The organism is Hymenobacter canadensis (genome assembly GCF_027359925.1).
Lineage (GTDB): Bacteria > Bacteroidota > Bacteroidia > Cytophagales > Hymenobacteraceae > Hymenobacter > Hymenobacter canadensis.
In genome coordinates this window covers 2,371,089-2,383,625 of record NZ_CP114767.1, presented here as the reverse complement: position 1 = coordinate 2,383,625, position 12,537 = coordinate 2,371,089, and the positions used below count along the sequence as shown (strand labels likewise).

Sequence of the window (12,537 nt, the reverse complement as noted above, 5' to 3'; positions counted from 1 at the left end):
TGGAGCGGCTTTTTTTGTCAATCAACCGGCTGTTCAAGGTCCAGTCGACGCGCTTATTCGTAGTCGTCTTCGTCGCGCTCAAAATCCAGGGTGCCGGCCAGCTCAGTAGCTTCCCGGATGACGTCGTCCATCAGGGCCTGGGAGTCGGCATCGAGGGTGCGCTCGAACAGGTTCAGCAGCAGCTCGCCCTCGTCGTTGACGTAGAGGTTGGTATAGAGGCGCTCGAAGGCTTTGGCTTCCTTGTGCATCACATTGTCGATTTCGGCGATGGAGCGGGCCTGCAGGGCGCGGAGCAGGGCGTCTACCACTTTGCGGCTGTCGTCGTTGTCGCCGAGGTCGGCGAGTAGCTGCAGGATGCTCATGGCCGTAGCCAGCCGCACCCGCTCAAACCGAAACGACAGGTCGCGGGCCGGGGCCTGCTGCAGCTCGGTGTAGGCCGCAAGGGTGGCAGGCGTGAGGAAGTGGGCCGGATTGGGCGCGCGGCGAAACGCTGCGTGGAGTAACTCTTCGAATGCAGACATAGGAGCAGGGCAGGAGTGGCGCCAACGCCCTGAATAAGGCCGCTGGCGGGTACTGGGAATAAAAAGCAGGAAACCAGACAGGAGATTCTGTAACCCTGCGCGGCAAAGGTACGATTGGAAATAAAGCACGTCGGCACGGTTTTTCCAGCGCTTTCGTGCTTACCTTCATTGTCCCATAAAATTCCCTCCCGCTAACTTCCTTTTCCCGATGACGCACAAGAAAAAATGGCTGCTGTTTGCCCCGGCCGGGCTGGCACTTATTGGCTGTGGGGCCTGCCTGGTGCAATGGGCCGGTCAGAAAAAAGAGCACGGCAGCGATTGGGTGCTGGCGGGCACCGTGGCGCTTGGCGTACTGAATGCCGGCGTAAGCCTGTTTGGCCGCGGCGTAGCGGAAGTGGTGCTGTATGAGCTGGAGGAAAAGGAGCTGGAAGAGAGCTTCGACTACAACAACGTGGCCCGCTTCTAGCGTCCGGCTACCATAAGAAAAAAGCTCCTCAGCACTGGCTGAGGAGCTTTTTTCTTATGGCCTACAGCTGGCCTACAGCACTTTTAGGGTGAGCTGCGAAGCGTGCTGCGGCGAGTGGTAAAGGCGGTGCGTGGCCGTCTGGAAGTCCTTGGCATCGGCCTCAAAGATGTTGGGCACGAAGTTCTGCGGGTTGCGGTCCACCATCGGGAACCAGGTGCTTTGCACTTGCACCATCAGGCGGTGGCCCTTGCGGAAGGTGTGGCACAGGTCCTGCACCGTGAAGGGCACGGCCGTCACTTGGCCTGGCACGAAGGCCTCGGGCTTCTCGAAGCTGTTGCGGAAGCGGCCGCGCATCACCTCGGAGCGCACCATCTGCTGGTAGCCGCCGAGGCGCACGTTGGGCAGCAGGCGCGGGTTGTCGGGCGTATCGTTCGGGTACACGTCGATAATTTTCACCACCCAGTCGGCGTCGGTGCCGGTGGTGGCCACCTGCAGCAGGGCCTGGATGGGGCCGGCCAGCGTCATGTCCTCGGTCAGTACGTCGGTCTGGTAGGTCAGCACGTCGGGGCGGCGCGAGGCGAAGCGCTGGTCGTCGGTCATGTACTCCCGGGTCATGCCGGTGGCCATGTTTTCGTTGGAAGGTACCGGGTGGGTCGGGTCGCTCAGGTACTGGTCGAACTCGGCGCCGCTGGCAGGCTTCTCAAACGAAATCATGCCGCTGGGCTGAAAGTACAGCACCTTTTCCTTGGACTCTTTGGGCGGCCAGGCATCGAAGGTGCGCCAGCGGTTGGTGCCGCTTTCAAAAACCGTGGCTTCGGGCGTGGCGGCGGGCTTGCCATCTTTCAGGTTGGCCTTGAAGAAGGGCGCCTCTATTTCCGTCTGGTAGTACTGCGACGGCGACGGGCCGTAATCGACGTTGCCGACCAGCTCGCCTAGGCCACGGGCCCAGCCTCCGTGCACCCACGGCCCCATCACGAGTCCGTTGCGCTGGCCGGGGTTCTGCCGCTCGATGCTCTTGTAGATTTCCAGGGCCCCAAACAGGTCCTCGGCATCATTGAATCCGCCTACCGTGAGGATGGCGGTGCCTTTGTTTAGGTTTTTGAGGTGCGGGCGCAGGTTGCGCTCCTGCCAGAACTGGTCGTAGTTGGGGTGGCTCATCAAATCCTTCCAGAATGCCACCTGGCCTTTGTAATACTGCGCGTCGGCGTTTTTCAGCGGCCCCATCTTCAGGAAGAAGTCGTAGCCGTCGGGGGTGCCGTGCTTGAAGCCGGGGTTGCCGGTGGGCGTAGGGGTGGGGCGCGGCAGCCCGAAGCTGGCGTAGAAGTTGAAGGCGTGGGGCAGGAAAAACGCGCCGTTGTGGTGGAAGTCGTCCCAGAACCAATCGGCAATGGGGGCCTGGGGCGAGGCGGCTTTCAGGGCCGGGTGGCGGCTGAGCAGGCCGGCGGCGGTGTAGAAGCCGGGGTAGCTGATGCCCCACTGGCCCACGCGGCCGTTGTTTTTGGGTCCGTTTTTCAGCAGCCACGCAATGGTGTCGAAGGTGTCAGTGCCCTCGTCGATGTCGTTTTTGCCGTTGTGCGTGTCCTTTTCCGGCCGCATATCCACAAACTCGCCCTCCGACATGTAGCGGCCGCGCACGTCCTGGTAGGCGAAGATGTAGCCGTCGCGCATCATAGTGCTGCTCGGGCCCAGCACTTTCTTGTAGGTGCCCGGGCCGTAGGGGCCCACCGCGTAGGGTGTGCGGTTGAGCATAATCGGGTATTTTACCTGGCCGGCGTCGTTGGGCGCGTACACGATGGTGTAGAGCTTGCGGCCGTCGCGCATCGGAATCTGGTATTCCGTTTTGGTGTAGTGCTGCCGGATGTAGAGCGTATCGGCCATCATTTGGGCCTGATAGGCTTTTTCAGCGGGCGTAACGAGCTGGGCACGGGCCGGGGCGGCAGCCGCCAGCAGGATTCCCGCCAGCAGCGCCGAACGGAAGTAGGAGTGGGTCATGGGGGGGGGAGAGAAAAGGAACGGCTAACAGACACCCCAAACTACCACAGGCTGCGCAACTTTATAGTTGTAATCCGGACTTTCAGCGAATTCGCGGCTTCTGTAACCCGCTGCTTACCTTGCCGCCTCCAATCCTTTCCGCTACCTGATGAGAGAAGTGTACCGCCTCCCCCGTAGGCTTACTGCTATGCTAGCCTGCGGGCTGGCGCTTCTGGGCGGCCCGGCCATGCTGCCGGCCACCGCCCAGACCACGCCCGCCACCTCTGCCGAAACCGGCGCGCTGCTCACGCCCGCCCAGTTTCTGGGCTATGAGCTGGGCGCCCGCTTCACGCCGCACGCCACGCTGCTGCGCTACGTAGAGCATGTGTCGGCCCACTCCACCGGCCGCATGCGCGTCCAGCCCTACGGCAGTACCTACGAAAACCGCCCGCTGGAAGTGGTGCAGGTCGGGACGCCCGAAAACCTGGCCCGCCTCGACGATATCCGCCAGAACAACCTGCGCCTAGCCGGCCTGCAGTCTGGCACCGCCCGCACCGAAGCTCCGGCCGTGGTGTGGCTCAGCTACAATATCCACGGCAACGAGGCCGTGTCGTCGGAGGCCGTGATGCAGGTGCTGTATGACCTGGCCAACCCCCAGAACGAGCAAACCCGCGAGTACCTGCAGCATACCGTGCTGCTGATTGACCCCTGCGTGAACCCCGACGGCCACGAGCGGTACGCGCAGTGGTACAACCGCGTGCGGGCCCAGACGCCGAATGCCTCGCCCTACGCCTGGGAGCACCACGAGCCCTGGCCCGGCGGCCGCTACAACCACTACTACTTCGACCTGAACCGCGACTGGGCCTGGCAAACCCAGCAGGAGAGCCGCCAGCGCCTCACGCTCTACAACCAATGGCTGCCCCAGGTGCACGCCGACTTTCACGAAATGGGCCCCGACGACCCGTACTACTTCTCGCCGGCCGCCAAGCCCTACCACGAGGATATTACCGATTTCCAGCGCAAGTTTCAGGGTGTTATCGGTGACTACAACCGCACAGTGTTCGACAAGAATAACTGGCTGTACTTCACCCGCGAAACCTACGACCTGTTCTACCCCAGCTACGGCGACACCTATCCGTCGTTCAACGGCGCCATCGGCATGACCTACGAGCAGGGCGGCTCGGGCCGAGCCGGCGTGCGCTACGCCAAGGCCGATGGCGACACGCTCACGCTGGCCCAGCGCATCAGCCACCACCACGCGGCCAGCCTGGCCACCATCCGGGCCGCTTCCGAGCGCCAGCCCGAGTTGATCCGGGAGTTCAAGAAGTACTTCGATGATGCCCGTACTAAGCCGCGCGGCACCTACAAAACGTTCGTGGTGGCCGGGGCCGGCGACCCGGGCCAGCTGAAGGCTTTCACGCAGTACCTGGAGCGCCAGCAGATTCAGTACGGCTACGCGCCGCGCCGCCAGCGCACGCGCGGCTTCAACTACTTCTCCGGCAAAGAAGAAAACGTGCAGGTGGAAGCCCAGGACGTGGTAGTAAGCATGTTTCAGCCGAAATCCACGCTGGTAAAGGTGCTGTTTGAGCCCCGCCCGGCCCTGGAAGACTCCCTGACCTACGACATCACCGCCTGGGCGCTGCCGTATTCGTTCGGCCTGAAATCGTATGCCCTCAAAGACCGGATTGCCACCGACGGCAAGGCCCCCAGCAAAGCCACGCTCAACAACTCGGCCGCCACTGGCCAGCCCTACGCCTATGTGGCGCGCTGGAACAACCTGCAGGACGTGCGGTTCCTGAGCCGCCTGTTGCAGCAGAAAGTGAAGGTGCGTGTGGCGGGCCGGGCCTTCGAGGCCGAAGGGCAGAAATACCAGCCCGGCACGCTGGTTATCACCCGCACCGGCAACGAAACGCTGGGCGCCAAATTCGACCAGCTGGTGCGCGCCCAGGCCGATTCGTCGGGCGTGATGCTGCAGGCCGTGAAATCGGGCTTCTCGACCTCCGGGGCCGACTTAGGCTCGGGCTATGTGCGCAACGTGGCGCGGCCCAACGTGGCCGTAGTGGCCGGCGAAGGCGTGTCGTCGACGGCGTTTGGCGAGGTATGGCACTTCTTCGAGCAGCAGATCGGCTACCCCGTTACGGTGCTGGGCTCCGACTACCTGCGCTCGGTGCCTTTAGCCAAGTTCGACGTGCTGATTCTGCCCGATGGCGACTACTCCGACATCTACAACGAGCGGCAGCTGGAAGCCCTCAAAACGTGGGTGCGTGGCGGCGGCCGCCTCATTGCCATGGAAGGTGCTTCTGCCTTCCTGGCCGGCAAAAAGGACTTTCTGCTGCGCACAAAGCCCGCCGACAGCTCCGCCACCAAGAAAGCCAGCCCCTACCGTTTGCTCAAGCCCTACGCCAACGCCGAGCGCGAGCAGATCGGGCAACGCGTGCAGGGCAGCGTTTACCGCGTGCAGCTCGACAACACGCACCCGCTGGCCTTCGGCTACGGCGACACCTACTTCGCCCTCGTGCGCGACACCCTCAACTACCGCTTCCTCGGCGAAGGCGGCTGGAACGTGGGCGTGCTCAAGCGCGACAACTACGCCGCCGGTTTCGCCGGCCGCCAGGCCCGCCGCAAGCTCACCGACACGTTCGTGTTCGGGGCCCAGGACATGGGCCGCGGCCAGGTTATCTACATGGCCGACAACCCGCTGTTCCGGGGCTTCTGGCAGGGCGGTAAGCTGCTGTTCGGCAACGCCCTGTTCTTCGTGGGCCAATAGCAGCACGGATTTTTGCGGATTAGTCGGATTTCACGGATTTAGTGAGGGCCGGCTGAGTAATCCACTGCAACACCACAAAAAAAGGGCTTGCCAGATGGCAAGCCCTTTTTTTCTATAATCACCTCAGCCGAATCGTCTGGAATAATCCAGATTTTTTGACTGATTCCGGGAGTTAGTCAACGATATCCTCAGCTTTGTTTTTCACGGCTTTGGCGCCTTTCTTGATGCCACGGCCGGCTTTTTTAGCGCCTTTCTCTACGGTACGGCCCGTCTTTTTGCCGGCGTACTTTACGTCTTCTTTGGTATTATAGGCCTTCTGGCCGGCTTCCGTGCGGCCGGTGCGGGTTTCGGTTGTTACCGTACCGTTGTCACGCACAGTAGTTTCGGCTTTGGCACCGGTGGCTTCATCACGCACAACTACTTTGTCGCCTTGGGCGAAAGCTGCGGTGGAAAAGGTAGCTGCAGCGAGCAGCATGAGCATCTTTTTCATGAGTTCAGATTTTAGGAGAGGTTTAGGTAAACCTGAGCCCTTATACGCGCCTCACGAAATAGGTTGCTGCCTCCTGCCGAATTGGGTTTTATAGCCCCTAAAATGCTGTCTACGGCAGCAGCAGCGAGGAGTCACCGTAGCTGAGGAACCGGTAGCCGCTGGCCAGGGCGTGGTCGTACACGCGCCGCCAGCCCGGCCCTATCAGGGCGGCTACCAGCAGCAGCAGGGTGCTTTCGGGCTGATGAAAATTCGTGACCAATCCCTGAATAAGGCGGAATCGGTAGCCGGGCGCGATGAGTAGCTGCGTGGTGGCGTGCAGCGTGTCCTGCTGCTGCGTGTCGAGGTGGTGTAGCAGGGCGTGCAGCGCGGCGGCTGTGGGCAGGTCGGAGCCGGGCTCGTAGGGCTGCCACTGGCCTACGTGCGGCGTGGCATCGGTTGGGAGTAAACCTTGGGCGGCCTGCACGCCCAGCCAGTAAAGGCTTTCCAGCGTGCGCAGACTAGTGGTACCCACCGCAATGATAGGGCGCGGGGCATGGTGCAGCAACTGCTCCAACACCGCCCGGCTCACGCTGATGGGCTCGCCGTGCATAGCGTGGCCGTCCATGCGGTCGGCTTTCACGGGCTGGAAGGTGCCGGCGCCCACATGCAGCGTCACGCGCACCTGCTGGTGGCCGCGTTCGGCCAGCTCAGCCAACACAGCTTCGGAGAAGTGCAGGCCGGCGGTAGGAGCCGCTACGGCGCCTTCATGGGCGGCGTACACGGTCTGGTATCGCACGGCATCTACGGCGGTGTCGTCGCGGTTGAGGTAGGGGGGGAGGGGCAGGTGGCCGGCCCCGCGCAGCACTTCGGCAAACGGCAGCGCGGCCGGCTCCCAGCTGAACTGAATCAGTGAATAGCCTTCAGCGGTGGCTTCCAGCCGCTCGGCCGTGAGCGTGGCCGGCGCACCTAAGGCTTCAAACTCCAGCAAAACCGGCCCGGTTTTCCAGCGCTTGCCATTCCCGACCAGGCATTTCCAGACGCAGGAGCCGGTTTGCTGCATGGCGGGCTCCAGCGCGCGGTGTGGCGCTACCGGCTCCAGGCAAAACAGCTCGATCTGGCCGCCGGTGGGCTTGTGGCAGAACAGGCGGGCCCGTACCACTTTGGTATCGTTGAAGACCAGCAGCGAATCGGCCGGCAACACGGCCGGCAGCTCGTGAAATGTGCGGTCTTCAATAGCGCCCTGGCGGCTCAGCAGCAGTTGCGACTGGTCGCGCTGGGCCAGGGGCTCGGGCGCGATACGCTCGGGCGGGAGCTGGTAGGTGTAGTCGTGGATGGAAAGCTGGCGTGGGTCGGGCAGGGAACTGGACATGGGCACAAAGGTAGCCCGAGGCCGCCATTGCGCCTATATTCCCGCCAGGGCTTACTTTTTGCGCTGGAAAATCAGCAGGTGCTGCTGCGGCAGCGTCTGGCGGTTTTCCACAAACTCTAGGCCGGCCGCTTCCACTTCCTTGCGGGCCTGGGCCTCGCTCATCTTATGGATGCGCTTGATGGGCACGTTGGGGTCTTCAGCGCGGTATTCCACCAGCGCCAGGCGCCCGCCCGGTCGCAGCGACTTGTAAATGGACTGCATCATTTCGCGCGGGTGGTCGAACTCGTGGTAGGCATCCACAATCAGCACCAGATCCACGCCGGCGGCCGGCAGGTTGGGGTTTTGCACGGTGCCGAGCACCGGCTGCACGTTGGGGGCCTTGTTGCGGGTTCGGTTGTCGCGCAGATACTCAATCATTTCCGGCTGAATATCCACGGCCAATACCTTGCCTTTGGGCACCAGCGGGCTGATCCGAAAGGAGAAGTAGCCGGTGCCGGCCCCGATATCCGCTACCACATCGGTGGGCTTTAGCTGTAGCTCACGCAGCAGAATATCGGTGCCTTCTTCTTCCTGCCGGTCGTTGCGTTCCAGCCAGTCGGCGCCTTCGTGGCCCATTACGTGGGCAATCTGGCGGCCTTGATAATACTTGCCGATGCCGTTGGGGTCCTGCGGCGCGCCCACCCGATAGCCAGAGGTATCGGGGGCCGCCGCCGGACCGGTTTGCAGCCGGCGCTCCGCGCCTATGGCGGCAGCGCTTTCCATCGGCGTTTGGGTGCAGGCTGTGGGAAGCAGAAGGGCAAACAGCACAGCTGCTTGGAACAGGGGGTAAGGAGTCATACGCACAGGTGCAAATAAACTGTGTTCCGCTCAACATTCCAGCAGGCGGAAGCGTTCGGCGGCATTGGGTATGCCATACGTGCTAAACCCAAATTGGCGCTGATACGGCTGTACAGCGCACTTTTTTTTCACCGTGTTCCGATTTGTATCGTACAAAGTCCTTTCTTAACACTTTCACCAACCCTCTTACTACCTATGAAGCACCTCTTCAACCATCTGCCCAAGCTGGCGGCCATTGCCGCCATTGCCCTGAGTATGAGCAGCTGCAACCGCGCCGAGTACGCCATGCTGCCCAAGACCACGCCGTACCACGCCACGTACCACGGCACCGCCAAGCCGGCCCCTGCGCCAGTCGTAGCAGCCGAAACGCCCGCTCCAGCTGAAGCTCCGGCCGCTGTGGTAGAAGAAAAAAATTCGGTTGCTGCTTCGGTAGTGGCGCCCGTAGCTACTCCGGTAGCTGCCGAGAAGCCCGCTACGGTAGTTGCTCCGGCCGCGGTAGCTAAATCGGCTACGGCTGCCCCGCAGAAACTGCGTCTGGCCGAGCGGGTGGCTCTCAACAAAGTAGCTAAGAAGCTGGACAAGTACGCCCCGAAGCTGCAGCTCAAGCAAAAGAGCGAAACGGCGGAGGCCAATGCCATCAGTGGCAACCTGCGTACCGGCCTGATTCTGCTGCTGGTAGGCGCTTTGATTACGATTTTGCCCGGTAGCATCTTCGGCGTGATTGGTGGTATCATCGCCATTATCGGTCTGATCTTCATTATTCTATGGCTGCTGGATCAGGCGTAGGCTACCCTGATTCTTGTAAATAGAAAAGACCCTCCCGATACATTGGGAGGGTCTTTTTTTGTAGCAAGGCGGCACGTTGGCGGCTGTAAGCAGGAAGGATTATCTGGCTGTGCTGTAATAGTGCTTTCTTGCGCTGTATTTAACAGAACTATCATGAAAGACTATTCCTTATTCGCGCTTCTAGGCGCCTTGCTACTGTTGAGCAGTTGCCAGAGTCAGCAGGCTTTTCTGTTTCGGCCAACTGTCGCCACACATTCGTCGGCAGCGGGTATGGCGCGCGAGCCGCTGGAACCGGCTTCGGAACATACCGCCATACCAGTTCCTGAGCTGACAGCTGAACTGCCTATAGCTGCCAGTAACAGCCCTGCCAAGTATAGCCGCGCGCATCTGCCTCCGGTACGGCCGACGGCGACGGAGCCGATAACCAACTTGGTTCAGCCAGCAGCGCTTCGGGTGGCGCCGGATACTGCTTTGGTCCGGCCCGCCGCAGATATTCCCCTCCATAAGATCAAGGAAACCAGTAATCTGACAAAAGTAGTGCGGGCTTTGGGTGTGCTTCTGCTGTTGTTCGGCGCCGTGCTGTTTCTGGTGCCATTTTTCACTTCCTTACCCGGGTGGACATTCTTGGCCTACTTTTTATATGGCCTTCTTGTTATGCTGCTTAGCCTTCCATTGCTGATCTTCAGGAGCAAAAACAGTCCGCGCCAGCAGGAACTGGAACGGCGCCGCGCTGCCCGCAAAGCTGCGGCCGGCCGTTAGCTTCCCCTAGGAAGAGGCACTACATTGGGTCTACGTCGGCCACGAAGCGGGCCTGCTTGTAGTCTTTCTGGTCGCGGATCAGGTTGATGGCGTCCAGGATGTCGGCTTTGGCGGCTTTGAGCACGGTATGCTCGCGGCTGAGCTTGATGGTGATTTCCTGCAGGTAGAAGTTGCGGATCCGGAAGATATACGGCGCTTCCGGCCCCAGCACCGCCTCGCGGCCCAGCCGTTCTACCAGTTCGCCAGTGAGCAGCATGGCAGCCCGCTCGCACAGTAGTTGGTCCATGTGCTTGACGGTGAGCCGGATGATGCGCATGAACGGCGGGTAGCCATGCTCGCGCCGTTGCAGGATTTCATACTCGTAGAACTCCAGGTAGTCATTGCGGATCACCTTGTCGAAAATCACCTGCTGTGGGTCGGCGGTCTGGATGATGACCTTGCCTTTCTTGCCCTTTCGGCCGGCGCGCCCACTCACCTGCACAAACATCTGGAAGGCCCGCTCGTGCGCCCGGAAATCGGGATAGTGAATGATGCTGTCGGCGTTGATGATGCCCACCAGACTCACGTTGGCGAAGTCGAGGCCCTTGGTCACCATCTGGGTGCCCACCAGCACATTCGTCACCTGCTGCTCGAAGTCCGAAATGATCTGCTGGTAGGAGTTTTTGGCGCGGGTGGTGTCGAGGTCCATGCGCTGCACGCTGGCCTGGGGCAGCATCACCTTCAGGTCGTCCTCAATCTTCTCGGTGCCGAAGCCCACGGTTTTGATGTTGCGCGAGCCGCAGGCCGGGCACTGCACCGGCATCCGGTCGTGGTGGCCGCAGTAGTGGCAGCGCAGCTCGTGGGCCTGCTTGTGGTAGCTGAGGCTCACGGCGCAGTTGGTGCACTTCGGAATCCAGCCGCAGTCCAGGCAGTTGATGAAAGGCGCGTAGCCGCGGCGGTTCTGAAACAGAATTACTTGTTCCTTCTGGGCCAGCTTGCTTTCCATCTCCGCCATCAGCTCGGGCGTGAAGTGGTTGAGCAGCGTTTTGGCTTCGCGGGCCTTGCGGGTGTCTACCAGCTCAATTTCGGGCAGGCCGGCCTCGCCGTAGCGCTTGGTGAGGCTCACGAGGCCGTAGCGGCCGGTGCGGGTCTGGTAGTAGGTTTCCACCGACGGCGTGGCCGAGCCCAGCAGGGTTTTGGCGCCCTGGAAGTTGGCCATCATCAAAGCCACCTCGCGGGCGTTGTAGCGCGGGGCGGGGTCGTATTGCTTGTAGCTGCTTTCGTGCTCTTCGTCCACAATCAGCAACGCCAGGTTGTCAAACGGCAAAAACACCGACGAGCGCACGCCCACCACCACCTGGAAGCGGCCGGAAAGCACGCCGTTCCATACTTCCACCCGCTCGTTGTCGGAGAATTTGGAGTGGTACACGCCCAGCCGCGAGCCGAACACGCGCATTAGGCGGGTCACAATCTGGGCCGTGAGGGCAATTTCGGGCAGCAGGTACAGCACCTGCCCGCCGCCGTCCAGCGCCTGTCGGATCAGTTCGATGTAGATTTCCGTTTTGCCAGCGCCCGTTACGCCGTGCAGCAGCACAATGTCCTTGGTGTTGAATTGGTCCAGGATGTCGTCGTGGGCCGCCTGCTGGGTTTCGCTCAGCCGGAAGTGCATGTTGGCCTCCGTGGCATCGTCCAGCGGAAACCGCGACACAATCACGTCGAACTGCTCCAGCACGCCGTTTTTGATGAGCGTATTCACCGCCGACGGCGACAGGTGCGGCGCCGACGACAGGTAGGCCTTCTCGATGCCGTTGTGGTTGGCGTGCTCGTTCTGGTACACGGGCACCTTCTGCAGGTAGCGCATCAGCACATCCAGCTGCTTGGCGCGGCTGGCCAGCTGCGCAAACAGGCCCTCCAGCGCCGCCTCGGCCACGTAATGGTGGGCCAGCCGTACCTTCTTCACCACCTTCGGCGAGTATTTGTCGGCCAGATGCTCGAACAGGAAGATGGTTTCCTTGTGCATCAGGCTCTTGATGACCTTGTGGAAGGACGCAATGCCTAGCACGTCGCCCACCTCCGTAAACGTCATCGACTTGCCTTCCTCGCCGTCCAGCAAAGCCACCACCACTTTCTGCTCCTGCTCGCTGAGCGGGTAGCGGTCGGCCTCGTCGGTGTTCAGCCACACCGGATGCAGCTGCACGCGGCTCTCGGAGTTGAGCTTGAGGGCGGCCGGCAGCGCGGCGTTTATCACCTCGCCCAGGGTACAGAGGTAATAGTCGGCCATCCAGCGGAACAGCTTGAGCTGTGGCTGGGTCACGACGGGCGTTTCGTCGATGAACTCCAGGATGTACTTGGCCTGGTAATCTTTGGGCGGCGTTTCGTGCACGGCCGCCACAATGCAGCTCAGGGTGCGCTTGGCCCCAAACTGCACAATCACGCGCCCGCCAATCACGACCTGGTCGTTCAGCTCGAAGGGCACGCGGTAGGTATAGAGCTTGGGCAGCGGCAGCGGCAGAATCACGTCGGCGAAGAGCGTAACCCGGTCGGCGGCCGGTTCCGGCTGCGGCTGAACAAAGTCGAACGTAAGGCTCAAAGGGAAATCAGTCAGAAAGCGAA

General features: G+C 61.6%; 10 protein-coding genes. 4 read left to right on the top strand and 6 right to left on the bottom strand.

From position 1 onward, the window contains the following. Positions 1–53: 53 nt before the first annotated feature. On the bottom strand, positions 54–521 hold the full coding sequence (locus O3303_RS10205) for a hypothetical protein (protein WP_269558315.1): 468 nt from the start codon (positions 519–521) through the stop codon (positions 54–56). Positions 522–729: 208 nt separating this feature from the next. Between O3303_RS10205 and O3303_RS10200 the strand changes: the two genes are divergently transcribed. Next, positions 730–987 carry a hypothetical protein gene (locus O3303_RS10200; protein WP_269558314.1) on the top strand — a complete coding sequence of 86 codons (258 nt, stop codon included), beginning with the start codon at positions 730–732 and terminating at the stop codon, positions 985–987. Positions 988–1,059: 72 nt separating this feature from the next. Here the strand turns inward: O3303_RS10200 and O3303_RS10195 are convergent, their stop codons facing one another. Continuing rightward, on the bottom strand, positions 1,060–2,979 hold the full coding sequence (locus tag O3303_RS10195) for a CocE/NonD family hydrolase (RefSeq protein ID WP_269558313.1): 1,920 nt from the start codon (positions 2,977–2,979) through the stop codon (positions 1,060–1,062). A 187-nt stretch (positions 2,980–3,166) separates the two neighbouring features. Between O3303_RS10195 and O3303_RS10190 the strand changes: the two genes are divergently transcribed. After that, positions 3,167–5,725, top strand: a complete 2,559-nt coding sequence (locus O3303_RS10190; RefSeq protein ID WP_269558312.1) for a M14 family metallopeptidase — start codon at positions 3,167–3,169, stop codon at positions 5,723–5,725. 172 nt (positions 5,726–5,897) lie between these two features. Here the strand turns inward: O3303_RS10190 and O3303_RS10185 are convergent, their stop codons facing one another. The 3 genes from O3303_RS10185 to O3303_RS10175 all read right to left on the bottom strand — a co-directional run bounded on the left by O3303_RS10185 (position 5,898) and on the right by O3303_RS10175 (position 8,400). Then, the gene (locus O3303_RS10185) at positions 5,898–6,215 is read right to left on the bottom strand and encodes a hypothetical protein (RefSeq protein WP_269558311.1); all 318 of its coding nucleotides are present in this window, start codon (positions 6,213–6,215) and stop codon (positions 5,898–5,900) included. Positions 6,216–6,324: 109 nt separating this feature from the next. Next, positions 6,325–7,563, bottom strand: coding sequence for an S-adenosylmethionine:tRNA ribosyltransferase-isomerase (locus tag O3303_RS10180; protein ID WP_269558310.1), 1,239 nt, complete (start codon positions 7,561–7,563; stop codon positions 6,325–6,327). 51 nt (positions 7,564–7,614) lie between these two features. Then, positions 7,615–8,400 (bottom strand): class I SAM-dependent methyltransferase, encoded by a 786-nt coding sequence (locus tag O3303_RS10175; protein ID WP_269558309.1) that lies wholly within the window; start codon positions 8,398–8,400, stop codon positions 7,615–7,617. Between the two features lie 195 nt (positions 8,401–8,595). On the opposite strand from O3303_RS10175, the gene O3303_RS10170 reads away from it, so the two are divergent. Continuing rightward, positions 8,596–9,186, top strand: a complete 591-nt coding sequence (locus O3303_RS10170; protein ID WP_269558308.1) for a hypothetical protein — start codon at positions 8,596–8,598, stop codon at positions 9,184–9,186. 153 nt (positions 9,187–9,339) lie between these two features. Then, positions 9,340–9,945 (top strand): hypothetical protein, encoded by a 606-nt coding sequence (locus O3303_RS10165; protein ID WP_269558307.1) that lies wholly within the window; start codon positions 9,340–9,342, stop codon positions 9,943–9,945. Positions 9,946–9,964: 19 nt separating this feature from the next. Here the strand turns inward: O3303_RS10165 and priA are convergent, their stop codons facing one another. After that, positions 9,965–12,514: a replication restart helicase PriA gene (priA, locus tag O3303_RS10160; RefSeq protein ID WP_269558306.1), complete on the bottom strand. Its 2,550-nt coding sequence runs from the start codon at positions 12,512–12,514 to the stop codon at positions 9,965–9,967. Positions 12,515–12,537 lie beyond the last annotated feature (23 nt).